At 67.1% G+C, this 24487-nt stretch carries 20 protein-coding genes; 10 read left to right on the forward strand and 10 right to left on the reverse strand.

Annotation, left to right across the window (positions count from 1 at the left end):
- Positions 1-4: 4 nt before the first annotated feature.
- Genes ISN75_RS22405 through ISN75_RS22420 form a run of 4 tightly spaced genes read left to right on the forward strand, consistent with a single transcriptional unit; the run spans position 5 to position 2305 of the window.
- Positions 5-664 carry an energy transducer TonB gene (locus ISN75_RS22405; RefSeq protein ID WP_167252865.1) on the forward strand — a complete coding sequence of 220 codons (660 nt, stop codon included), beginning with the start codon at positions 5-7 and terminating at the stop codon, positions 662-664.
- Positions 665-714: 50 nt separating this feature from the next.
- Positions 715-1467 (forward strand): MotA/TolQ/ExbB proton channel family protein, encoded by a 753-nt coding sequence (locus tag ISN75_RS22410; RefSeq protein WP_167252864.1) that lies wholly within the window; start codon positions 715-717, stop codon positions 1465-1467.
- An 11-nt stretch (positions 1468-1478) separates the two neighbouring features.
- Positions 1479-1892 carry an ExbD/TolR family protein gene (locus tag ISN75_RS22415; protein ID WP_167252863.1) on the forward strand — a complete coding sequence of 138 codons (414 nt, stop codon included), beginning with the start codon at positions 1479-1481 and terminating at the stop codon, positions 1890-1892.
- Positions 1893-1897: 5 nt separating this feature from the next.
- Positions 1898-2305 (forward strand): ExbD/TolR family protein, encoded by a 408-nt coding sequence (locus tag ISN75_RS22420; protein WP_168648830.1) that lies wholly within the window; start codon positions 1898-1900, stop codon positions 2303-2305.
- Between the two features lie 157 nt (positions 2306-2462).
- Here ISN75_RS22420 and ISN75_RS22425 read toward each other — a convergent pair whose 3' ends face one another.
- Together ISN75_RS22425 and ISN75_RS22430 are read right to left on the reverse strand one after the other, a co-directional pair.
- Complete coding sequence (locus ISN75_RS22425; RefSeq protein ID WP_343820411.1) at positions 2463-3212, reverse strand: pyridoxine 5'-phosphate synthase; 750 nt, start codon at positions 3210-3212, stop codon at positions 2463-2465.
- A gap of 85 nt (positions 3213-3297) precedes the next feature.
- Complete coding sequence (locus ISN75_RS22430; protein ID WP_168648832.1) at positions 3298-3945, reverse strand: 4'-phosphopantetheinyl transferase family protein; 648 nt, start codon at positions 3943-3945, stop codon at positions 3298-3300.
- A 110-nt stretch (positions 3946-4055) separates the two neighbouring features.
- On the opposite strand from ISN75_RS22430, the gene ISN75_RS22435 reads away from it, so the two are divergent.
- Entirely contained in the window at positions 4056-7511 is a 3456-nt protein-coding gene (locus tag ISN75_RS22435; RefSeq protein WP_210427817.1) for a hybrid sensor histidine kinase/response regulator, read from the forward strand.
- A gap of 3 nt (positions 7512-7514) precedes the next feature.
- Here ISN75_RS22435 and ISN75_RS22440 read toward each other — a convergent pair whose 3' ends face one another.
- Both ISN75_RS22440 and acs read right to left on the reverse strand, forming a co-directional pair.
- On the reverse strand, positions 7515-8192 hold the full coding sequence (locus ISN75_RS22440) for a response regulator transcription factor (protein ID WP_167252859.1): 678 nt from the start codon (positions 8190-8192) through the stop codon (positions 7515-7517).
- A gap of 88 nt (positions 8193-8280) precedes the next feature.
- Positions 8281-10221: an acetate--CoA ligase gene (gene acs / locus ISN75_RS22445; protein ID WP_167252858.1), complete on the reverse strand. Its 1941-nt coding sequence runs from the start codon at positions 10219-10221 to the stop codon at positions 8281-8283.
- 218 nt (positions 10222-10439) lie between these two features.
- Here acs and ISN75_RS22450 point away from each other — a divergent pair, with 218 nt between their 5' ends.
- Positions 10440-11909: a porin gene (locus ISN75_RS22450; protein ID WP_167252857.1), complete on the forward strand. Its 1470-nt coding sequence runs from the start codon at positions 10440-10442 to the stop codon at positions 11907-11909.
- 64 nt (positions 11910-11973) lie between these two features.
- Positions 11974-13626 (forward strand): MFS transporter, encoded by a 1653-nt coding sequence (locus tag ISN75_RS22455; RefSeq protein ID WP_168648833.1) that lies wholly within the window; start codon positions 11974-11976, stop codon positions 13624-13626.
- Between the two features lie 68 nt (positions 13627-13694).
- On the opposite strand, the gene ISN75_RS22460 is transcribed toward ISN75_RS22455, so the two are convergent.
- A complete protein-coding gene (locus ISN75_RS22460) occupies positions 13695-13919 on the reverse strand; it encodes a hypothetical protein (protein ID WP_167252855.1) in 225 nt (74 codons plus the stop codon).
- Positions 13920-14109: 190 nt separating this feature from the next.
- Between ISN75_RS22460 and ISN75_RS22465 the strand changes: the two genes are divergently transcribed.
- From ISN75_RS22465 to ISN75_RS22475, 3 genes are read left to right on the forward strand one after another with little or no spacing between them, the layout of a single operon-like run.
- Positions 14110-16329 (forward strand): hypothetical protein, encoded by a 2220-nt coding sequence (locus ISN75_RS22465; protein WP_168648834.1) that lies wholly within the window; start codon positions 14110-14112, stop codon positions 16327-16329.
- Positions 16330-16389: 60 nt separating this feature from the next.
- A complete protein-coding gene (locus ISN75_RS22470) occupies positions 16390-17481 on the forward strand; it encodes a PA0069 family radical SAM protein (RefSeq protein WP_168648835.1) in 1092 nt (363 codons plus the stop codon).
- A gap of 49 nt (positions 17482-17530) precedes the next feature.
- Positions 17531-18655 (forward strand): PA0069 family radical SAM protein, encoded by a 1125-nt coding sequence (locus ISN75_RS22475; protein ID WP_343820409.1) that lies wholly within the window; start codon positions 17531-17533, stop codon positions 18653-18655.
- A gap of 16 nt (positions 18656-18671) precedes the next feature.
- Here the strand turns inward: ISN75_RS22475 and ISN75_RS22480 are convergent, their stop codons facing one another.
- The 5 genes from ISN75_RS22480 to ISN75_RS22500 all read right to left on the reverse strand — a co-directional run bounded on the left by ISN75_RS22480 (position 18672) and on the right by ISN75_RS22500 (position 24452).
- The gene (locus ISN75_RS22480) at positions 18672-19958 is read right to left on the reverse strand and encodes a type II toxin-antitoxin system HipA family toxin (RefSeq protein WP_208399624.1); all 1287 of its coding nucleotides are present in this window, start codon (positions 19956-19958) and stop codon (positions 18672-18674) included.
- Positions 19959-19970: 12 nt separating this feature from the next.
- On the reverse strand, positions 19971-20282 hold the full coding sequence (locus tag ISN75_RS22485; protein WP_168648837.1) for a helix-turn-helix domain-containing protein: 312 nt from the start codon (positions 20280-20282) through the stop codon (positions 19971-19973).
- A 291-nt stretch (positions 20283-20573) separates the two neighbouring features.
- Complete coding sequence (locus ISN75_RS22490) at positions 20574-22604, reverse strand: S9 family peptidase (protein ID WP_168648838.1); 2031 nt, start codon at positions 22602-22604, stop codon at positions 20574-20576.
- A 136-nt stretch (positions 22605-22740) separates the two neighbouring features.
- Entirely contained in the window at positions 22741-23664 is a 924-nt protein-coding gene (locus ISN75_RS22495) for a patatin-like phospholipase family protein (RefSeq protein WP_167252849.1), read from the reverse strand.
- Positions 23665-23753: 89 nt separating this feature from the next.
- Complete coding sequence (locus ISN75_RS22500; RefSeq protein WP_168648839.1) at positions 23754-24452, reverse strand: 2OG-Fe(II) oxygenase; 699 nt, start codon at positions 24450-24452, stop codon at positions 23754-23756.
- Positions 24453-24487 lie beyond the last annotated feature (35 nt).

Below are 24487 nucleotides of genomic sequence, written 5' to 3' on the forward strand. Positions count from 1 at the left end.
ACAGATGGCCTCAAGTAACGAAGCAACCGGCCAAGGGCCGTTCAATTGGAGGCGTACCTGGGCGCTGGCTGTTGCCATCGCGCTGCACGCGTTCGCGTTCCTCTTGCTGGTGGCGCCGATGGCTCCGCCGAAGACGGATCAGGCGAAGAAGGAACGCATCGTCCAGGTGAACTTCATCGAGCCGCCGCCGCCGCCGCCCCCTCCGCCGCCGCCGCCGCCGGAACCGCCGAAGCAGCCGCCGCCGAAGATCATCCAGCAGGTGCAGCCGCCGCCGACCCCGCCGCCGCCGGCTCCGCCGCCGGCCGTCGAGGAAGCGTCGTCGAATCCGATCCCGGCTCCGCCGCCGGCTCCGCCTGCTCCCCCGGCTCCGCCTGCGGACATCACCGCCAGCCAGGACATCAGCTACAACAGCCGCATTCAGCCCAAGTATCCGCCGCAGGCCATTCGCCAGCGTCACGAGGGCACGGTTACCCTGATGATCCTTGTCGGTGTTGATGGTTCGCCCAAGGACATCAAGGTGGAAACGTCCAGCGGTTACCGTGAGCTGGATCAGGCTGCGATTGAAACGGCGCGCAAGTGGCGCTTCAATCCGAATATCAGGAACGGACAGAAGACCGAGGGTTACGTCCGCGTTCCGGTCAATTTCAACCTCAATCAGCTGTAACCAAAAGTTACGGTCAACCAGTTCACGCTTGACTTTCCAAGGGTAGCGTTATGTTCCAACAGACTCCTTCTCCGAACCCGGCCGCGGGCGGTACCTCCAACGCCGAAGCCATGAAGTCGATGGGCTTCGACCACCTGATCCACAACTTCGATCCGCTTGGCTGGATCGTGTTCGTGGTGCTGGTGGTGATGTCCTTCTCCTCCTGGTACTTCATCATCGCCAACGCCATCCGCAACGCCATGGTCCGTGGCCGCGCTGACAAGGTGATCAACGGTTTCTGGACCAACGGCTCGACGCAGGACGCCATCCGCGAGCTGGAAGCCCAGCCCAAGGGCGAACCCTTCTCGAAGATCGCGCTGGACGCCGCTTCCGCGGTGGCCCACCACCAGCAGGCTTCGTCGGGCGGTGGTCGCCTGGCCGAGTCGCTGAGCCGCTCCGAGTTCATCGACCGCGCCCTGCGCCAGGCCGTGGCTCGCGAGAGCCTGCGCCTCGAAGGCGGCCTGACCCTGCTCGCCACGGTCGGTTCGTCGGCGCCGTTCATCGGTCTGCTCGGTACCGTGTGGGGCATCTACCACGCGCTGATCAAGATCTCGGCTTCGGGCAACGCGTCGATGGAAGCGGTGGCCGGTCCGGTGGGTGAGGCGCTGATCATGACCGCGTTCGGTCTGTTCACCGCGATCCCGGCGGTGCTCGCCTACAACTTCTTCAACCGCTCCAACCGCCTGACCTACGCTCAGTTCGACGAGTTCGCGCACGACCTGCACGACTTCTTCGCGACCGGCGCCCGCGTCGAAGGCAAGTGAGGGATTGACCCATGGCGATGAGCTCTGGAGATAGTTCCGGCGGTCCGATGTCGGAAATCAACGTTACGCCGCTCGTCGACGTGATGTTGGTACTGCTGATCATCTTCATGATCACCGCGCCGCTGATGTCCCACCGAATCACCGTTGAATTGCCGACCGCGAATCCGAAGGTTGTCGATACGGAACCGGTCGAGCCGATGGATCTGGCCATCAAGCCCGACGGCACCATGTACCTCAACGACATCGAGGTCACGGAAGCCGAGCTGAAGGCCCAGTTTGCGGTTGCGGCGGCGAAGTCGCCGCAGCCGGAGCTGCAGATCCGTGCGGACAAGACGACGGAGTACAAGATCGTGCGTAAGGTTCTTGGCAGCGCCAAGGAGCAGGGCATGGTCCATGTCGGTTTCATCACGACCGGCAAGGAGTAAGAGTCATGGCATTCAGTAGTGGAAGCGGCAAGGGGCCGATGGCGGACATCAACGTCACGCCGCTTGTCGACGTGATGCTGGTGCTCCTGATCATCTTCATGATCACGGCTCCCATCCTGACGCACAAAGTAAAGATCGACCTTCCGCAGCCGAACCCGAACGTGGTCCAGCCGGATAATCCGCCGGATCCGATCCGCTTGAAGATCGATCAGTCGGGCGCGCTGTACTGGAACGATACGCCGGTCGACGAGCTGGGCCTGCGGGCACAGATCGCGGTGGTCGCCAGCCAGTCCAACCAGCCCGAACTGCAGATCAATGCGGACGACGGCGTGGCTTACGAGCATGTGGCCCGCGTGCTGGCCGCTGCCAAGAGCTACGGCCTCACCAAGATCGGCTTTACGGAAGGGCAGTAAATCCGGCAACGGATCGAAACAAAACTACCCTTGAAACCCCCGCTTCGGCGGGGGTTTTTTTATGCGTGGAAGATAACGAACCCACGGACGTCTGGACGTCCATCTGAAAACGAGGCGAATACGGCGCGGCGTCGGCAAGGTCGCCGCGCCGGCAACGTCAACGCAGAATCTGCAGGTAATTCCGCACCGTCGTCGACAGCCCTTCGTACAGGGCCTCGCCGATCAAGGCGTGCCCGATCGATACCTCGGCCAGGCCGGGAATGGCTGCATGGAACGCGCCCAGGTTCGCCTGGCTCAGATCGTGCCCCGCGTTCACCGCCAGTCCCGACTGCTGCGCACGCCGCGCCGTCTCCGCGCACAAGGCCAGCGATTCACGCGCATCGCCCTCGGCAAACGCATGCGCATAAGGCCCGGTATAGATCTCCACGCGCTGCACGCCGATCGCCGCGAAGCGCTCGAAGCCACTGGCGCCCGCATCGACGAACACGCTCACGCGGCAACCGATATCGCGCAGCGCCTTCACCAATGGCTGCAGCTTGTCGACGTCGGCCTGCTGCAGCGGATCGAAGCCATGGTCGGAAGTGATCTGGCTGTCGCTGTCCGGCACCAGGGTTACCTGCGTCGGCCGCACTTCGCGCGCCAGTTCGATCAGGCCCGGATACGTGCCGCGCGCCGGCGCAAACGGATTGCCCTCGATGTTGTACTCCACGCGGCCGCGCAGCATGGCGGCGAGCGCGCGCACGTCCTGCGGCTTCACATGGCGCTGGTCGGGCCGGGGATGGACGGTGATGCCGCCGCAACCGGCTTCGATGCAGGTTTGTGCGGCGCGGAGAATGTCGGGCTCGTCGCCGCCGCGCGAATTGCGCAGCACCGCGATCTTGTTGAGGTTGACGCTAAGCAGGGTCATGGACGCATCGGCTCGCAGGCAAGAACCTCCCGCGGGACCCAAGCACTCCAGCATCCCGCGCGGAGCAGGACCGGCAACACTGCGCCTATCCGGCGGCGGTGGCAAGTGTCCGCAAGACGAGCGTCCTGGGGCCGCCCCGCCACGCGATGCTGCCCACGTGTCCGCCGTCCAGCGCGAGGCGATGCAGCTGCCAATGCGCCGGCAGTTCGCCATCGAGGAAGCGCAGCGCCAGGCGCTCCTCTTCGTCGGCGATCCCTAGACGATGCAGCCCAAAGGCCAGGCCCCGCCCGGTCGCCTTGAGCACGGCTTCCTTCGCCGTCCACAGCTGCAGGAAGGCGGCGTCGCGACGGCCTGGCGCCAACGCCGCCAACGCCGCGGTTTCTTCGTGGCTGAAGTAGCGCTGGGCGATTTCCAGGGCGCGCGGCCGCGGCCGCAGGCGTTCCAGATCGACACCCGGTTCAACCCCTCGCGCCACCGCGCACAAAGCCTGATCGCCGCTATGCGACCAGTTGAAATGCAGCGCCTCGGCGTCGGCGCCGGCCAGCCGCGGCCGACCGAATTCCCCCGCCTCCAGCCGTACCTCATCCGCGGCGCGCCCGAGATAAGCGGCCAGCACCGCCTGGAACGGCGCACGCTCCTGATGATGGTCGTAAGCCATCCGCCATACGTGTATCTCGTCATCGCGCAGGTGCTCTGCTACTTTCGCTGGCACCTGGCTGTACTTCGTGTTCATCCGCACATGGTGCCGGCCGGGCACGGATCGAACAAGCGGCCACCGGCTCCTGGCCGCCCGCTTGCAGGCGCAGCGAACGCGCGTAAAGGCCTTTGACGGGAGAACTGTCCTTGATCGCCGGCTGGCTGCTGCTGCTTGCGTCGCTGCTCTATGTGGGCCTGCTGTTCGTGGTGGCTTATGCCGGCGATCGCCGGCCGCTGTATCCGCGCCAGCCGAAGCTGCGCCCGATCGTCTACAGCCTGGCCCTCGCGGTCTACTGCTCGTCGTGGACGTTCTATGGCGCCGTCGGTACGGCGGCGCGCGAAGGGCTGGGCTATCTGCCCATTTACCTGGGCCCGGCGCTGCTGTTCGTGTGCGGCTTCGGCCTGATGCGCCGGCTTGCGCTCATCGCGCGCCAGCGCAACATCACTTCGATCGCCGACTTCATCGGCGCGCGTTTCGGCAAGTCGCACGCGCTGGCCGCGACGGTAGCGTTGATCGCGGTGATCGCCATCGTTCCCTACCTGGCCCTGCAGTTCAAAGCGGTGTCGATGTCGTACGCCGCGCTCGGCGGCGGCGCCTCGCAGTTCGGGGACAGTGCCCTATGGTGCGCGATCCTGCTGGCCACCTTCGCCATCCTGTTCGGCACGCGCACCATCGACGCCACCGAACACCATCACGGCATGATGCTGGCCATCGCGCTGGAATCGCTGATCAAACTAGCCGCCTTCGCCGCGCTGGCGGTCTACGCGCTGTGGCGCGGACCGGGACTCGAAGCCACCGTCGCGCTTCCGGTACAGCAGTTCGCCGACGGCATCTCGCCCGGCTTTCTCGCGCAGACCTTGCTGGCCTTCTGCGCCATGTTCTGCCTGCCGCGCCAGTTCCAGATCGGCGTGGTGGAGTGCGAAGACCCGAACGATCTCTATCGGGCACGCTGGATGTTCCCGCTCTACATGCTGATCGTCAGCGTGGCGGTGATCCCCATCGTCGCCGCCGGCCTGCGCCTGCCGATGGTGAGCCACGGCATCGCCGACGCCTGGGTGCTGAACCTGCCGCTGGCCCACGGCGACCGCGGCATGGCGCTGCTCGCCTTTATCGGCGGCTTCTCCGCGGCCACCGGCATGGTGATCGTCTCGTCGGTCGCGCTGTCGACCATGATCAGCAACGACCTGGTGATGCCGGCGCTGCTGCGTATCCGCCGGTTGCAGCTGGAGCAGCGCAGCGACCTGTCCCAGCTCGTGCTGCTGGTGCGGCGCATCGCCATCGTCGGACTCGCCTGCATGGCGTACCTGTATTACCGCGTGGCGGCGGATGCCGCGAATCTGGCGGCGACCGGCCTGCTGGCCTTCGCCGCGGTCGCGCAGTTCGCGCCGGCGATCGTGTCGGCGCTGTATTGGCGCGGCGCCAGCCGCCGCGGCGTGGCGACCGGTCTGCTCGCCGGCTTCGGCGTGTGGATCTACACCTTGCTGATTCCGGCCACCAATCCCAATGCAAGCTGGCTGCAGCAAGGCCCGCTGGGCCTCAGCTGGCTGCAGCCGCAGGCGCTGTTTCATCTCAACGGCTGGGACCCGGTGATGCACGGCACGTTCTGGTCGCTGCTGGCCAACGTAGGCTGCCTGGTGTTTATCTCGCTGCGCTTCCGCCCCAGCCTGGAGGAGCGCCTGCACGCGGCGATGTTTATCGAACCCTATGCGGTGGACCGCGGCAGCGTCGGCGACTGGCGCGGCCGTGTAGCGGTGGCGGACCTGCGCACCATCGCCGAACGTATCGTCGGCGAACGCAGCAGCCAGCGCGCGTTCGAGGAATACGGCGAACGCCGCGGCCGTCCGCTGGCGCCGAGCGAATCGGCCGATCGCGCGCTGATCCAGTACACCGAGCGTCTGCTCGCGGCGGCGGTCGGCGCGGCCAGCGCGCGTCGCATCCTGATGGGCGCGCTGTCCGGCTCCGGCCTGGACATCGCCGAAGCCATGGCCTTGATGGACGAAGCCTCGCAGGAACTGCGCTTCAACCGCGAGCTGCTCTCCACCACCTTGGAAAACGTATCGCAGGGCATCAGCGTGGTCGACGCGGGCATGCGGCTGGTGGCATGGAACCGGCGCTACCTGGAGCTGTTCGACTATCCCGACGGCATGGTCTACGTCGGCGTGCCGGTGGCGGACCTGATCCGCTGGAACGCCGAGCACGGCGAGCTGGGCCCGGGCGAAGTCGAGGAACACGTGACCAAGCGCATCGCTTACATGCGCGCCGGCATACCGCATCTGTTCCAGCGCGTGCGCTCCGACGGCACCGTGATCGAGATGCGCGGCCGAGCGTTGCCAGGCGGCGGCTACGTCACCACCTATACGGACGTCACCGCCTACAAGCAGGCCGAGCAGGCGTTGATCGACGTCAACGAAACGCTGGAGCAGCGCGTCGGCCAGCGCACCGCGGAACTGAGCGAAGCGCTGGCCGCTACCGCGCTCGCGCGCCGCGAGGCGGAAGCGGCCAACGCTTCCAAGACCCGTTTCCTCGCCGCCGCCAGCCACGACCTGCTGCAGCCGCTGAACGCCGCGCGGCTGTTCACCTCGGCGCTGCGCCAGCATCCGGGCCTCGATCAGGATGCCGCGCAGCTCGCCGAGCGCATCGACGCCTCGTTCCGCTCCGCCGAAGATCTGCTCGATGCTTTGCTCGACACGTCGCGCCTGGATGCCGGCAGCTATCGCCCCGACGTCGGCAGCTTCGCCCTGGCCGATCTGTTCGATTCGCTGAAGGCGCAGTTCGCGGTGATCGCGGAACAGCGCGGCCTGCAGCTGCGCATCGTGCCGACGCGGCTGGCCGTGCGCAGCGATCCCCAGCTGCTGCGCCGCATCCTGCAGAACTTCATTTCCAATGCGCTGCGCTACACCCGCAGCGGCGGCGTGCTGCTCGGCGCGCGGCGCACCGGCGGCGAAGTTCGCATCGAGGTGTGGGATACGGGCCCTGGCATCGCCGAGGAACAGCGTGCGCGCATCTTCGACGAGTTCCAGCGGCTGGACCGTCCCTCGCCGTGGGGCGAGAAAGGCCTGGGACTGGGCCTGTCGATCTGCGACCGCATCGCCCACATCCTCGACCATCGCCTGGAGCTCTCCTCCCGCGTTGACCACGGCAGCCGCTTCGCCGTCGCCGTGCCGCGCGTGCATACGCTGCCGCCGCGCCGCCGCACCGTCACGCAGCCGGCCATGGCGGTCGAGCGCCTGCCGCTGACGGTACTGTGCCTGGACAACGACTCGTCCATTCTCGACGGCATGCGCGCCCTGCTCACGCGCTGGGGCGTGGACTGCCGCGTCGCGCTCGACGTGCAGCAGGCCGAACAGCAGCTGCGCGGCGGCGGCATCGACATGATTCTCGCCGACTACCATCTGGCCGAAGACATGAACGGCCTGCAGGCCCTGCAGTACCTGCGCGGCACGCTGGGCGACCTGCCGCCGGTGGCGATGATTACCGCCGACGGCAGCAGTGAACTGAAACAGCGTGCGCGACTGCTCGGCTATCCCTTGCTGCACAAGCCGGTGCGTCCGGCGGCCTTGCGCGCCTTGCTCAGCGCGCGCGTGCGCAAGGTCAGCGCGTAAAGACTAGACCTCGTCGCCGGGCAGCGCCTGCTGCATCGAACCCGGCTCCACCGCGAGCTGGCTCGCCGCCAATGCCACCTGGGTGCGGTTGTTGACCCCGAGCTTGCGCATGATCGCCGTCATATGCGCCTTCACCGTCGCTTCGGACACGCCCAGGTCGTAGGCGATCTGCTTGTTGAGCAGCCCCTCGGCGATCATGGTCAGCACGCGGAACTGCTGCGGCGTCAGCGACGCCACGCGCGTGGCGATCTCGGCTTCGTCGTCTTTCAGCGCGCTGCTGGCGTCGCCGAGCAGGGAATGCGGCAGCCACACGTCGCCGTCGAGTACGGTGCGGATGGCCTGCACGATCTGCTCGCCCGAGCTGGATTTCGGAATGTAGGCGGAAGCCCCATGCGCCAGCGCGCGCCGCGCCACCTGGGCCTCTTCATGGCCGGACACCACGATGGTCGGCAGGCCGGGAAACTGTCCGCGGATATGCGCCAGCGCGGAATAGCCGCGTGCGCCGGGCATATGCAGGTCCAGCAGCAGCAATTCCGCTTCCGGGTACTGCTCCACCAGGGCCAGCAGGCTGTGCACGCTGTCGGCGCAGTGCACGCTGGCCTCGGGCAGGGCGCCGAGCACCGCGCGCTGCAGGGCGTCGCGGAACAGCGGGTGATCGTCGGCGATCAGGACATCGGACATGGTATGGGAACAGGGAATGGAGAATAGGGAATAGGGGTAGGGTCTCGAAGGGTCTTGGCCAATTCTCTATTCCCTGTTTTCTATTCCCTTATTTGATCAGGCGTTCTTCCACCAGGCTCTTCACCACGCTGGGGTCGGCCAGGGTGGAGATGTCGCCGAGCTGGTCGGGCTGGTTCTCACCGATCTTGCGCAGGATGCGGCGCATGATCTTGCCCGAGCGCGTCTTGGGCAGGCCCGGCGCCCACTGCAGGTAGTCCGGCGTGGCGATCGGGCCGATCTCCTTGCGCACCCAGGCCACCAGCTCCTTGCGCAGCTCGTCGCTGCCCTGCTCGCCGGCCACCAGGGTGACGTAGGCGTAGATGCCCTGGCCCTTGATCTCGTGCGGGCAGCCGACCACGGCCGCCTCGGCCACCTTCGGGTGGGCCACCAGCGCGCTTTCCACTTCGGCGGTGCCGATGCGGTGGCCGCTGACGTTGATCACGTCGTCGACGCGGCCGGTGATCCAGTAGTAGCCGTCCTCGTCGCGGCGCACGCCGTCGCCGGTGAAGTAGTTGCCGGGGTAGGCGGTGAAATAGGTTTCCACGAAGCGCTGGTGGTCGCCGTACACGGTGCGCATCTGGCCCGGCCAGGAATCGGTGATCACCAGGTTGCCTTCGGTGGCGCCTTCCAGCACCGCACCGCCGGCGTCGACGATGGCCGGCTTGATGCCGAAGAACGGCTTGGTGGCGGAACCGGGCTTGGCGTCGATGGCGCCGGCCAGCGGAGTGATCAGGATGCCGCCGGTCTCGGTCTGCCACCAGGTGTCGACGATGGGGCAGCGCTCGTCGCCGACCACGCGGTAATACCACTCCCAGGCTTCCGGATTGATCGGCTCGCCGACCGAGCCGAGCAGGCGCAGCGAGGCGCGCGAAGCCTTCTTCACCGGCGCCTCGCCCTCGCGCATCAGCGCGCGGATCGCGGTGGGCGCGGTGTAGAACAGGGTGACCTTGTGCTTGTCCACCACGTTCCAGAAGCGGCTGGTGTCCGGATAGTTCGGCACGCCGTCGAACATCACGGTGGTGGCGCCGTTGGCCAGCGGCCCGTACACCACGTAGCTGTGGCCGGTGACCCAGCCCACGTCGGCGGTGCACCAGTAGACGTCGTCCTCGCGCAGGTCGAACACCAGTTCGTGCGTATAGCTGGCGAACACCAGGTAGCCGCCGGAGGTATGCAGCACGCCCTTGGGCTTGCCGGTGGAACCGGAGGTGTACAGGATGAACAGCGGGTGTTCCGCTTCCACCGGCGTCGGCGGGCAGTCGGTGGACTGGCCGTCCATCAGCACGTGGTAGTAGCGGTCGCGCGGCGACTGCATCGGCACGGCGCTGCCGGTACGGCGCACCACGATCACGGTCTCCACGCTGTTGGTGCCGGGGCGCTCCAGCGCCGCGTCGACATTCGCTTTCAGTGGAATCTTCTTACCGCCGCGCACGCCTTCGTCGGCGGTCACCACCACCTTGGCGGTGGAGTCGGCGATGCGGCCGGCCAGCGAGTCGGGCGAGAAGCCGCCGAACACCACCGAATGCACCGCGCCGATGCGCGCGCAGGCCAGCATAGCCACCGCGGCCTCGGGGATCATCGGCATGTAGATGGCGACGCGGTCGCCCTTGCTCACGCCCAGGTTCTTCAGCGTGTTGGCGAACTTGCACACTTCGGCGTGCAGCTCGCGGTAGGTGATGTGGCGCGATTCGTTCGGGTCGTCGCCCTCGAAGATGATCGCGGTCTTGTCCCCGCGCGTGGCCAGATGGCGGTCCAGGCAGTTGGCCGAGACATTGAGCTCGCCGTCCTCGTACCAGCGGATGTGCAGGTTCTTCGGATCGTAGGAGACGTTCTTGATCTTGCTGGGCTGGCGGTTCCACTCCAGGCGCCCGCCGATGCGGCCCCAGAAGCCCTCCGGATCGCGTACCGATTCTTCGTAGAGGCGCTGGTAATCCTCCTGGCTGACGCGGGCCTTGGCGGCGAACTCGGGCTTGACGGGGTACACCTTGCTCATGGAGGGCTCCTGCTGGCCGGGCGCGCGCGCCCGCGGGGATGTGGAAGGCCGCGGCAGACCCTTTGCCGCCGGCGAGTCCAGCGAGTGTAGCGAAAGGCCGGCAACGCGCACGTGACGGGCTCGGTTCGACTTTGGTCGAGGTTCGACCAATGGGGAATAGGCGGCCGCATTGCAGCATCCCCAAGCTCGCTCGAGCCATAGCCTGGGGAGGCACGACCATGGTGTTTACACGTCTAGGCGGCCATCGGGCCGCCGTTGCGCTGGCCATCGCCGCCGCGCTGGCCCTGCCGGCCGCCGCGCAGGCCGAGCCGCAAGCCAAGAGCAAGCCGAAGACCGCCACGCGCGAGCAGCAGCTGGAATCGCGCGTGTCCCAGCTCGAACAGGAGCTGGCGGAACTGAAGGACATGCTGCGCCAGCAACAGACCCAGCAGCAGCAACAGCAGCAGCAGGTGGTCCAGGCGCAGCAGCAGGCCGCCGAGGCCACCGCGGTGGCGCAGAAAGTGGCCGCCGCGCCGCCGCCGAAGGAAACCTTCAGCAGCGCGCCGGGTGTATCCGTGGCGTTGCACGGCTTCATCAGCGCCAGCGCCTTCAACCAGAGCAAGAACTTCTCGTTCGGCAACGGCCAGAACGCCGAATACCCGATTCCCAAGACCGCCGCCGCGCCCTCATCCGGTTCGCTCAGCGGCGTGGACATCCGCAACACGCGCTTCTGGCTCGACTTCAAGGGCGCCAAGTTCACCGACAACTGGACCGGCGGCGGCCGCATCGAAATGGACTTCTTCGGCGGCTTCAACGGCACCGGCCCCTACAGCGAGCAGCAGCCCGTGCCGCGCCTGCGCCAGGCCTATATGGACCTGACCAATCCGGAAACCGGCAGCACCGTGCGCATCGGCCAGCAGTGGGAGCTGCTGTTCCCGGTGGACATGGTTTCCACCTCGCTGTCGCACATCGCGTTTCCGCTGGGTTTCGGCACCGGCCTGATCGGCTGGCGCTTCCCGGGCGTGGTGTGGATGCAGGAGTTGAACCACAGCTCCACCTCCGGTCCGAAATGGCGCCTGGACCTGGGCGCGTTCGAGGGCAACTGGAACGGACCCGGCGACAACCTCAACTACCTCACCGCGGGCAATGCCGGTTTCCGTCCGCAGGTGGAGGCGCGCCTGCACGTGCAGGACAAGGACTGGCTGGCCTTCTTCGTGGCGCACTACAGCCAGGTCAACCTCAAGGGCGTGGGCGACACCGTGCTTACGCCGATCAAGGACAAGATCGACAGCCTGGTGTGGGAGCTCGGCGGCAACTGGAAACCCGGCCCGTGGAACCTCAAGGCCCTGGTGTATGCCGGCAAGGGCATCGGCCAGGTGTTCGGCGACCTCTCGCAGTTCGGCGATATCAAGGACAAGGGCGGCTATCTGCAGGTCGGCTACAACTTCACCAAGAACTGGAGCGTCAACGCGTTCTACGCGCAGAGCAATCCGGACGACAAGGACGTGATCCGCTGGGCCGGCAAGGCGCCGTTCGCCAATGCGCGCCTGCGCAACCGGCAGACCGCGCTGAGCCTGCAGTACGCCGCCGGCGCCTACGAACTGGGCGCGGAGTGGATCTACGACAAGCTCGACTACACCACCAACGGCACCGACCGCAAAAAGCTCAACGGCAACCAGGTCAGCCTGAACGCGCTCTACAAGTTCTGATCCGCACGGGCGGCGCACGGGGGTGCGCCGCCCGCCCGGCAACTACATCCGCATGGGGAGCAACATGGCTACGACCGCAACAGGCGCCGCGATGAAGGACACCGGTCACCGCAGGGTGATCCTGGCCTCCAGCCTCGGCACCGTCTTCGAGTGGTACGACTTCTATCTGTACGGCTCGCTGGCCGTGCTGATCGGCAAGCACTTCTTCTCCGGCCTCAACGAAACCAGCGCCTTCATCTTCGCGCTGCTGGCCTTCGCCGCGGGCTTCGCGGTGCGTCCGTTCGGCGCCATCGTGTTCGGGCGGCTGGGCGATCTGGTGGGGCGCAAGTACACCTTCCTGATCACCATCATCATCATGGGCCTGTCCACCTTCCTGGTCGGCGTGCTGCCCAGCTACGGCACGGTGGGCATCATCGCGCCGGTGCTGCTGATCGCGCTGCGCCTGCTGCAGGGCCTGGCGCTGGGCGGCGAGTACGGCGGCGCGGCCACCTATGTGGCCGAGCATGCGCCGAACGGCAAGCGCGGCCTGTACACCAGCTTCATCCAGATCACCGCCACGTTCGGCCTGTTCCTGTCGCTGCTGGTGATCCTGGGCACGCGCATGAGCCTGGGCGACAAGGTGTTCGAGGACTGGGGCTGGCGCATTCCGTTCCTGATCTCCTCGGTGCTGGTGGCGGTGTCGGTGTACATCCGCATGCAGCTGCAGGAATCGCCGGTGTTCCAGCAGATGAAGGCCGAGGGCAAGCATTCGAAGGCGCCGCTGACCGAAGCCTTCGGCCAGTGGAAGAACCTCAAAGTGGTGATCCTCGCCCTGCTCGGCGCCACCGCCGGCCAGGCGGTGGTGTGGTACACCGGCCAGTTCTACGCGCTGTACTTCCTCACCCAGAGCCTGAAGATCGACGGCGCCACGGCGAACCTGCTGATCGCCTGCGCGCTGATCATCGGCACGCCGTTCTTCGTGTTCTTCGGCTGGCTGTCGGACCGCATCGGCCGCAAGAGCATCGTGCTGGCGGGCTGCCTGATCGCCGCGCTCACCTACTTCCCGATCTTCAAAGGCCTCACCCACTACGGCAATCCCGCGATCGAGACCGCCGCCGCCAGTGCACCGGTCACCGTGGTGGCGGACCCGAATGCGTGCAGCTTCCAGTTCGATCCGGTCGGCAAGAGCAAATTCACCAGCTCCTGCGACGTGGCCAAGACCTCGCTGGCGAAGAAGGGCATTCCCTACCGCAACGAAGCGGCGCCCGCCGGCGCGGTCGCGCAGGTAAAGATCGGCGACCGCACCATCGACTCGTTCGAGGGCGGCAGCCTCGACGGCGCCGCGTTCGCCGCGCAGAGCAAGGCCTTCGTCGGCACCGTCGGCGAGGCGCTGAAGACGGCCGGCTATCCGGACAAGGCCGACCCCGCCAAGACCAACAACGCCATGCTGGTGATCCTGCTGGCGATCCTGGTGATCTACGTGACCATGGTCTACGGCCCGATCGCCGCCTGGCTGGTGGAGATGTTCCCCACGCGCATCCGCTACACCTCGATGAGCCTGCCGTATCACATCGGCAACGGCTGGTTCGGCGGCTTCGTGCCCACCATCGGCTTCATGCTGGTGGCGTGGAAGGGCGATATCTACTACGGGCTGTGGTACCCGATCATCGTGGCGATCGGCACGTTCTTTATCGGCCTGCTGTTCCTGAAGGAAACCAAGGACGTGGACATCGCCTGAGTCCATCCGCGGGCACCCACGAAAACGGCGGCCATCGCGGCCGCCGTTTTTTCTTGCGTCGGCGTTTTTCAGTGATTGAACGGCGACTTGCCGTCGCGCAGCCGCTGCAGGTCGTATTCGGACAGGGTGTCGCCGCGCGAATGCGCGTCGATGCGCGCCTGGGCGAAGGCCAGCGCGGTGGCGAACGCGCCCACCACGCCGAGCAGCAGCCACAGCCCCATGGCGCCGCCGCTGTGGCGGGTGAAGCTCAGGGCCAGGGAGAGCAGGGTGCCGATCAGCAGGAGCCAGCGCATGGGAACCTCGGTTCTTGCCAGAAAATGATCGCCGAAAAGATCGCCGAAAAGATCGGCGCGACGCTTGCGACGCTACGCCGACCCCGGCGCGGATCATAGTCGGCCGAAGGTCCGGGGTTTTGCCGCGCCGCGCACAATCCCCGTGCGCACGCGTCGTAAGATCGCCCCGATCCCACCACGGTGACGGCCCATGGAAGCGAAGTCCACCGATGTGCGGCGCGCAGGGTGGCTGCAGCGCCTGTTCGACGGCGCCGGCGGCAAGGTCGCCTTGCTGCTCGATCACCTCAAGCCCTTGCGGGTGTCGCTGTGCATCCTCGCCTTCGCAGTGGTGGTGGCGACCAGCGTGGACCAGGCGGCGGAGCTGTTCCTGATCGCGGTGTGGATCGACCCCAGCATCGGCCGCTACCTGGCCCTGCTGGCCAGCAGCGCGCTGGCCGGCCTGGCCGTGTGGTACGGCGCGCGCAACGCCTACCGGCTCATCTATCTGCGCTGGCCCGCGCTGCAGGACCGCCGCGGCGCCGGCATCCGCAACTGGCTGCCGCGCATCATGGGCGCGTCGATCCCGCTGCTGGTGCTGCTGGGCTACGTGCTGGCTCTGGTGCGGGTGCCGCATGGGCCCTGCGGCATGACCCAGGACTGCGAAGGACGCATGTGGCGCGCGGCCGGCCTGCTGCTGGTTTCGCTGGGACTGATCGTGTTCTTCATGACGCGCCGCCGCCTGCTCAATGCGCTGCCGAAGCTGGCGAAGGTCTGCGCGCTGCCCTCGCAGGAAGAACGCGTCGAGCGCGTCGGCATGCTGGGCCGCGCCGCGCGCCGCGTGTATGTGCTGTCGATCCTGGCCAATATCGCCGCCACCGTGCTGATCGCGTTCCGGCCCGAGCTGCTGGACGGCATCGGCCCGCTGGCGATCCTGCTGATCGCCGCGGCCTTCCTCGCCTTGAACGGCGGCTGGGCCTGCATGCTGGCCGACCGCCGCGGCTTCCCGCTGCTCACCGGACTGCTGGCGCTCAGCGCGCTGCTGCACGTGCTGCATCTGAACGACAACCACCGCGTGCGCCAATACCCCGGCATGAGCACGCATAGCCATCCCGAAACCGCACCGGCGGACCACCGCCCGAGCTTCGACGACTACGCCAACGCCTGGCTCGACCAGCGCTGCGCCAACCGCAAGTCCTGTCCGGTGGTGGTGGCCGCCGCCGAGGGCGGCGGCATCCGCGGCGCGGCGTGGACGGCGCTGGTGCTGGCGCGCCTCACCGCGATGGTGGATGCGCGGCATCCGCAGCAGGGCGAGCCGCTGCTGGCGCGCTACCTGTTCGCCGGCAGCGGCGTCTCCGGCGGCAGCCTGGGCCTGGCCACCTACACGGCCTTGCTGCGCCAGCCCGCCGGCGTCCGCCCGGACACCATGGAAACCCGTGCGCGCAGCTTGCTCGACCACGATTTCCTCGCCCCGACCCTGGCCAACATGCTGTTCGTCGATTTCACCCAGCGCTGGCTGCCGGGCGCCTGGTTCGACGACCGCTCCCGCGCGCTCACCCGCGCCTGGGAGCACGCCGGCCGCAAGCAGGGCGTGGAGGCGTTCGCCCAGCCGTTCGCCGCGCTCTACAGCACCGCCGACGGCCGTCCGGACATCGGCACGCCGGCGCTGTTCCTCAACAGCACCACCGTGGCCGAGGGGCGGCGCTTTATCCAGCATCCGTTCCGGCCGATGGCGACGCCGCAGGTGCAGCCGTGGACCGCCGCCTTCGACGGCTCCGCCTGGCTGGATCCGCGCGTGCCGCTGAGCGAAGCCGTGCTCGACAGCGCGCGCTTCACCTACGTCAGCCCGGCCGGCACGCTGGAAACCGCGCCGCCTGCCGGCGTGACCCCGCCGGTGCCGTCGCGCCTGCAGCTGGTCGATGGCGGCTATTTCGAAAACTCCGGCGCGGTGACGCTGAGCGAAGTGATGCACCGCCTGCACGAGCTGGCCAGGGCGCGCGGGCAGGAGCTGCGCTTCATCGTGCTGCACATCAGCAACGATCCGCAGATGGACGATTTCGTCGACCGCCACGACCCGGCGCATCCGCTGCCGCTGTACACCACCGCCTGCTCGGGCGTCCAGGTAGCCGGCGGCAAGGGCAGCGCACCCAGCGGCGAAGCCACGGCGCCATTGCTGGCCCTGCTCGACACGCGCACCGCCCGCGGCGAGTACGCGCGGGCGCGGCTGCTGGAAAGCCTGCATCCGAACCCGGCCGACCCGGCGCAGGGCGACATGCTGTGGCATTTCCGGCTGTGCCCCGGCGAGTATCCGATCCCGCTGGGCTGGACCATCTCCACCCCGGTCTTCGACGAAATGCAGCGCCAGCTCGAGCACAACTATCCGCTGGCGACCATGGCCGAGGCGCTCGATACCCAGCTTTCCGGCGCGCCATGAACCATGCGTCCGGCGGCTGAATCTCAGCCGCTGCGACGACTCCGGCGTAGCCTGTGCGGCATGTCCGAGCTCGCCAAACCCGCCCGCATCATCAAGGGCCGGGGTTCGTCGTCCCGCACGGTCAGCCGCTTCGACAAGCGCATCTACACCGCGGAAGACGACGGCTGGTACCAGGAGCAGGACGAAGCGCCCCGCCTGCCTACCGAAGTGCGCGAGGACATCGCGCGCAGCATCATCAGCCGCAACGATTCGCCGGACGTGGGCTTCTCGCAGTCGGTCAATCCGTACAAGGGCTGCGAGCATGGCTGCGTGTACTGCTTCGCGCGGCCCACCCACGCCTATCTGGATCTCTCGCCCGGCCTGGACTTCGAAACCAAGCTGTTCGCCAAGACCAACGCCGCCGAACTGCTGCGCAAGGAACTGGCCAAGCCCGGCTACCGCTGTTCGTCCATCGCGCTGGGCATCAATACCGACGCCTACCAGCCGATCGAACGCAAGTACCGCATCACGCGGCAGTGCCTGGAGATCTTCGCGGAGACGAGGCATCCCGTCGGCTTCATCACCAAGAACGCGCTGATCGAACGCGACATCGACCTGCTCGCCGCGATGGCGCGCGAGCGCCTGGTGAACGTGTACTTCTCGGTCACCACCCTGGACAACCGCCTGGCCTCGCGCATGGAACCGCGCGCCAGCGCGCCGCATGCCCGGCTGCGCGCGATGAAGGCCCTGCATGAGGCCGGTGTGCCGGTGGGCGTGATGGTGGCGCCGGTGATCCCGATGATCACCGACCGCGAAATGGAAGCGATCCTGGAAGCCGCCAGGGAGCATGGCGCGCAGGCCGCCGGCTTCGTGCTGCTGCGCCTGCCGCACGAGCTGAAGACGATCTGGCGCGAATGGCTGGAACTGCATTACCCGGAGCGCGCCGCGCACGTGATGAGCCTGATGCGCCAGATGCATGGCGGCAAGGATTACGACAGCGCCTTCGGCCGGCGCATGCGCGGCGAGGGGCCGTTCGCCCAGCTCATCCAGCAGCGTTTTGCCAAGGCTTATGCCCGGCTGGGCTTCGGCCGGCTGCCGCCAACGGATGCCAGCCGCTTCGTCCCGCCCCGGCCGCCGTCGCCGCAGGGCGAGCTGTTCGGCGAGCTGTTCTAGCGGGGCATGTGTCGCGCCGGGCGAGACGCGCGCGGCGCACACTGTGCGGATGGCCGCGCCTTCCGATCCCGTCCCCTCCGACCCCGTGCCGACCGATCCTTGGCTGCGCGCGCTCAAGGGCCGTGGCGCCGCGTCCAATCCGCAGGGGCGCTTCGAAACCATCCGGCGCCACGCCGAGGACGACGGCTGGCAGCACGCCCTGCTGGTCGAGGATCAGCCGCGCCCGCAGACCGTGGTGACGGAAGAACACGCGCGCAGCGTGATTACCCGCAACGATTCGCCGGACATCGGTTTCGACCGGGCGATGAATCCCTACCGTGGCTGCGAGCACGGCTGCGTGTACTGCTTCGCGCGGCCGTCGCACAGCTATCTGAATCTGTCGCCGGGGCTGGATTTCGAAACCAGGCTGCGCGCCAAGAGCAACTTCGCCGAGGTGCTGCGCGCGGAACTGGCCAAGCCCGGTTACGTGCCCAGGCCGATCAATATCGGCAGCAACACCGACGTCTATCAACCGATCGAGAAGCACCGGCGGCTGACGCGTGCCGCACTCGAGGTGCTGGCCGAATGCCGGCATCCGTTCACCATCGTCACCAAGAACGCGATGATCGAGCGCGACCTGGATCTGCTCGCCCCCATGGCGCGCGATGGGCTGGTGCAGATCTTCATCTCGATCAATTCGCTGGATAACCAGCTCGCTTCCAGACTGGAACCGCGGGCCAGCGCTCCGCACCGGCGGATCAAGGCGGTGCGCACGCTGGCCGAGGCGGGTGTTCCGGTCGGCGTGCTGGTGGCGCCGATCATTCCCGCGCTCAACGACCGCGACATGGAAGCGGTGCTGGAACAAGCCGCCGACGCAGGCGCGAACAGCGCCGGCTACACCGTGCTGCGCCTGCCGCATGAGTTGAAGACGCTGTTCCGCGAATGGCTGGCCCTGCACGCACCGCAGCGCGCCGAACACGTGATGAGCCTGGTGCAGCAGATGAACGGCGGCCGCGACTACGACAGCGACTTCGCCACGCGGATGCGCGGGCAGGGCGTGTTCGCCGATCTGTTGCGCAGGCGCTTCGAGGTGGCTTGCCGGAAACATCGTTTCGGGCGGGCGTGGGAACTGCAGCTCGATGTTTCGCGTTTCGTGCCACCACGCGCGCCATCGCGTCAGGGGCAATTGTTCTAGATCCCCGATCGAGCGATCAGGCCAGCAGGTAGCTGGCGATGTGCCCGGTTTCCTTCGGCGGCACATCCGCCTGGCGAGCGAAGTCAGTCCACTGAGCCACCGCTTGCTGTACGTCCTTCATGATGGCGCTTGCATCAGCAATCTGGAACACGTCAGCGACCTTCATGAAATCGGCGCGGTCGGCGCCGTCGAATTTCCCCGCGACGGACATGAGGTGGTGCCTGGTCCAATAGCCGTCCGGGTTATGGGCGAACGTGATGTCATAAGCGGGCGACAGCTCCCACGCGCCTTCCTCACGCAGCAGGAAGGAGTGGTTCTTGCTGTGATCGTCGCAGTTCCAGGCGAGCCAGTTGAAGACCATTCGTCGGAACGCCTGCTGCCTTGCCTCGAGGTCCAGGCCTAGGCGATTCATGGCCAGGAACAGCTGCTCGTAACTGTTTGTGTCGCGCATCTTGTAGTCGATGTGGTCGAGTCCACACAGCGTCTGCATGTGATGCTTGGAATTGCCGTCCCGATCGAAACGTTTGGTCATGAAGTGGCGGCGGCCGTTTTCATGCAGCAGGCGGCATTCGGACATGGTGATGCCGGCGGCGGTTGCCATCAGGTAGTACGCATACTCGATGCGGCCATGCGCCTGCGATTGGCCAAGCTCGGTGTCTTCACCCAGGCCGTCGAATTTGATGAGCCAGTGTTCGAAGCCGGTAGCGGTATGGAACTGGCCGCTGCGGAGTTCCCTGGTCTCGGGATTGAATGCCACCACGGCCTTGGCGCGTGCGCCGCCGGCGGAGGTGCCGACGCGAATGATGCTGGCCAGCGCTTCTTTGGAGTGGGTGTCGTCAGTCAGATCGCCGTGGAGGACATCGCGGGCTACGCGCACCAGCTCCGCCATCTGCAGCGGGCCCGAGCGGTCGCGGGTGATCCCTCGGGCTGGATGGAACTCGAGGGCGCCCATGCCGCGCCTGCCCATGTAGGCCAGGCGATCGAGGGAAGTGATCTGGTTCCTGTCGACGCCGCGCGTGGCCATATAGGCATCGATGAGGGCTGAGCCGAAGTCGTCCGGCAGGGCGTCCGCCAGCAGGCCTGGCAGGCGCTTGTAAGTGTCCTCGCGAAGATGCGGAAAGAGAAACGGCTGGCGTGCCTCCGCGAGCGGCATGGTGAGCGGCGCCAGTTCCACGCCGCGCTTTATCCATGCTGGCGCGTACTCAAAAGCGTAGGCGCCATGGCGGTGATCAGGGCTTACGGCGCCGACGAGCTTGTTCCAGATGCGTACTTCGATGGCGTCCACATGGTTGAACATGGCCATGGCTCGGGCGTCCTATTTCTTCTTGCGAGGGACACTCACGCGCTGGGCGCGCCTGCCCTGGCGCAAGGCAGCCATGGGGCTGACGGAAGGAAGCGGGGCGATGGCTTTCAGGTCGTCGGTGATGCCCATGGCCCTGAGCACTTTCACCAGCGTCGCCGTGGTCGACGATCCGCCGGTTTCCAGATGATGGATGGAGCGTGTCGAGACATTCGCCATCCTGGCGAGGTCCTCCTGGCTGTATCCCAAGCGGATGCGTTGATCGCGGAGGCGTTGACCGAGTTCGGCCAGAACCGTCTCCGTTGGTGCTTCGATGTTCGTCGACATCGTGCAGTACTCTGCTTATTAAAGGCCTCTATGCCGTTAATCAGCAGTCTAGCGCAGATTTAAGGGTATCGGCTAAGAAATTATATGCATAATAGTGCATATGAGTGCCAGAAACGCCTTTAAAACTACTTAAGATGCAAATTAAGACAAATCCTAGCTTCGGAAGGGGTTCACTCCGCACCACTGAATAGATCGCTGAATAGATTCTTCGTTCGATATATCTTTTATATCAATGGCTTGTGTGCGCGATTGCATAGATTGGTGAATAGATTCCCACACCCATCCCCACCCTCACGGCGCCGCCGGCAGATACTTCTGGAACCACAGCAAGGCCCGCTGCAGCACATCGCGCTGATGCTCCGGATCCACGAAGTGATGCCCTTCATTCGGATAGATCACCAATGAAGTGGCCACACCCTGCGCACGCAAGGCGTGCCAGAACTCCAGCGACTGCGCGGCGGGGCATTCGGCGTCGCGGTCGCCGACCACCACCAGGGTGGGGGCGGTGATCTTCTTGATGTAGTTGACCGCCGAGCTCTTCGCGTACACCGCCGGGTCGTCGTACACGGTGGCGCCGAAGTACGGCGGCATCCACTGGTCGATCAGATTCTGGCCGTAATAGCTCTGCCAGTTGCCGATGCCGGCGCCGGCCACCACCGCCTTGAAGCGCTGGGTCTGAGTGGGGGCGAACATGCTCATGAAGCCGCCGTAGCTCCAGCCGGTCAGGCCCAGGCGCCGGTCGTCCACCGGAAGGCGCTTTTCGATGGCGTCGATGCCGGCCAGGGTGTCGCTGAGGTCGCCATAGCCGAAGTCCTTGCGGTTGGCCTGCACGAAGGCCTCGCCCTGACCGTAGCTGCCGCGCGGATTGGGCAGGAACACGAAATAGCCCAGCGCGCCGAACGGGATGCCGCCGTAGCCGACGCGCGGCCAGTGCGAGATCAGCGCGCTGGCCGGACCGCCGTGGACGTTCACCACCATGGGATAGGTCCTGGCCGGGTCGTAGCCGGCCGGATAGATCAGCCAGCCCTGCATGCGGCGGCCGTCGTGCTCCCATTCCACCGACTCGGCCTTGCCCCAGGTCGGCTTGTTGTCGGCATTGATGTGCGTGACGGCAGGCGGCGGCGTCTGCCCGAGCGGGCCGGCGTGGACTTCCGGCGCGGCGTCGAACGAATGCTGCACGAAGGCGAGGCGGGCCTGGTCTTTGGACAGCGAGAGCGCCATCGCCGCGCTGCCATCGGTAATCGTGGCGGGCAGGGTGAACAGCACGCGCTCCTGCGTCGCGGCGGTAGCGGTCACCGTGTAGTCCGCCACCTGGCTCTGTCCGCCGGCGACCTGGCTGACCAGCATGTGCGCCGCGTCCTTCCACGCCAGCCACACCGGCGTGACGTGAATGCCGGGCGTGAGATTGACGGGTTCGCCGCCGCCGGCCGCCACGCTGTAGATGTCGCCGCCGGTGGCGCCCTGGTCGCTCATCAGGCCGCCGATAAAGGCGATGCGCTGGCCATCCGGCGACCAGGTGGGCAGGGCCAGCTGCAGGCCGTGCAGGCTGCCGCGCGTGGCGGCCGGGTCCACCGCCGCGCGGGCGGCGGCGCCGGGCTGCGCGTCCTGCACCAGCAGCTTGGCGATCCACCAGTTGTTGTCGCCCGGCGGCGGCGCGGCGACGAAGGCGATGCGCTGCGCATCCGGCGACCAGGAGAATTCGTACACATGGCTGCCGGCGGGCGTGAGCAGGCGCGGCGTGCCGCCTTCGGCGGCCACCATGGCGACGCGCTGCACCTCGACGCCGTCCACGCCGATCTCGCCCTCGGCCGGCTTGGCCGCTTCCAGCGCGCTGGCGCGGCGCGTGCCGTTTTCAACGTAGAGAAAGCCCAGCGCCTTGCCGTCCGGCGCCCAGCTCAGATCCTGCGCCGGGCCCTTGAGCACCGACAGTTTCTTCAGGCCCTTCGGGTCGCCGGCGTCGGCGACAAACAGATCCTTGTGCTTGTCGCTGTTGCCGCAATCGGCCAGGAACGCCAGGTGCCGCGAATCCGGCGCCCAGGCGATATCGGTCTGGCTGCAGCTGCCCGGCTGGATCGACGTGACCGCATGCGCATCGCTGCCGTCGGCCTTGGCCACTTCCACCATCGGCTTGCCCTTGCTGCGCACCACCCAGGCCAGGCGCTGGCCGTCGGGCGAGAGCTGCACCATCTGGATCGGCCGCGTCCTGCCCAGCTCGGCCAGCACGTGCTCGATGCGCGGATCGACGCCCGCCTGATCGGCGAACGCCAGCGGCGAGACCGCCAGGGCGAGGGCGGTGGGAAGCCAACGGAGCGCGTGGCGCATGGGATTCTCGGCGGGGCGGGGGGAAGCCACGCAAGCTAGCAGCCCAACCCGGCCCGGACTACCCAGCTACCGGCTCTGCCGGCGTCCCGGCGTGCTGGTTACAATCCGTGGCCCTCTCTCCGCGAACGGCACCGGCTCAGTGCGTCGCCACCACCGGCGCGGCGGGCGCCTTGCGTGCCGCTTCGAGCGTGGCGAGCTTCGCCTTGATCGCCGGCATGGCCGCCATCGCGGCGCGTTCGCCTTCCAGGATGGCCTGGTTCTTCTGCTCGAAATCGGTGGCGCCGATCTGATTGACCTTGGGCCGGATCACCACGTCGGCGCGCGCCAGCTCCTGCTCGCCGAGCTTCTGGCCCATGATGCTGATCGACTGGCCGACCACGCCGAGCATGCCCTGCGGATTGGAACCGTCGGCCTTGCTGGAGATATCCACCGCGATCACCACGTCCGCGCCGAGCTGGCGCGTGGCGTCCACCGGCACCGGGCTGACCACGCCGCCGTCCACGTAATGCTTGCCGCTGATCTCCACCGGCTCGAACACGCCGGGGATGCTGCTGGACGCGCGCACCGCCTGCCCCGTATTGCCGCGCACGAACACGGTGCGGCGGCCTTCCTCCAGCTGGGTGGAGACGGCGGCGAACGGCAGCTTGAGCTTCTCGATCGGACGGTTGCCGACCAGCTGGTTGACGTAGTCCTGCAGCTTCTGGCCCTGCACCAGGCCGCGCGAGAAGAACTGCATGTCGCGGATCTTGGCCTCGTCCAGGTTGAAGGCCTGCTCCTGCAGCTGGAACGGATCCATGCCGCTGGCGTACAGCGCACCGACCACGCTGCCGGCGCTGGTGCCGGCCACCACGTCCGGATGGATGCCATTGGCTTCCAGCATCTTGATCACGCCGATATGCGCAAAACCCTTGGCCGCACCGCCGCCCAAGGCCAGGCCGATGCGCAGCTTGGGCAGCACCACCGCGGGCGGCGGGGCTGGCGTGGGCTTGGGTTTGCCACCGATGCAGGCGGTGAGGGCGAGAGCGGACAGCAGCAGGGCGAAGCGGGCGGGGCGGCGCATGGAATCGGCAGCGAGTGGTCGGATGGCGGGCGAGTGTAAGGCCGGATCGGGGCGGCGCGCGGCGCGGCTGCGGCGCCGCCCGGGACGGCTCAGCCGCCGTATAGCTTTTCGGCGCGCTGGAACAGCACCCAGCTGGTGGCGATGTACTTGTCGCCGCCGCGCGGCCGGTTGCCGCGATGGGTATGGGTGAACGCGGCCGGCGCCAGCAGCAGGCTGCCGGTGCGCGGCGCCACCTTGCGCTGCTGGTGCAGGAACTCGGTCTCGCCTTCGGCGAAGCCGTCGTTGAGGTAGATCGTCCACAGCAGGTGGCGGTGCAGGGTCTGCGCGGTGGCATCGCGCGGAAACAGCTCGCAATGCCAGTACGGATAGCCGCCGCTGCCGGCGCGGTAGCGCTGCAGGTTGATCGAGCCGGGCACGAACACCTGCCGCGCCAGGGCGCCGAGCGCGGCGTCGTCCATGGCCGCCACGTCCGCTTCGCCCAGGCGGCGGCGCTCACCGGTGGCGGGGTCCGGCACCTGCAGCATCAGCGGCGCGATCAGCGTGTACGGATAACGCCGCAGATAGGCCACCAGGCCTTCGAGCATGGCCAGGTTCAAGGCCGTTTCCGCATCGCGCCACTGCGGCTGGCCGCTGATGGTGATGTCGTGGCTCAGCTTGAGCTCCGGATACACGCCGCCGCCGACCTGGCCCGGCACCGCGTCGCCGCTGTGCTCGAAGCGCTCGATCAGCGCGGCGCAGTGTTCCGGCGCCAGCGCGCCGTGGAAGACCTCGATGAAATCGCCCGGCATATCCCCTTCCTTGCGAGGCGGGCCGTCGCGCGACG

It is taken from the genome of Dyella marensis (assembly GCF_049532885.1).
GTDB classification, from domain to species: domain Bacteria; phylum Pseudomonadota; class Gammaproteobacteria; order Xanthomonadales; family Rhodanobacteraceae; genus Dyella_D; species Dyella_D marensis.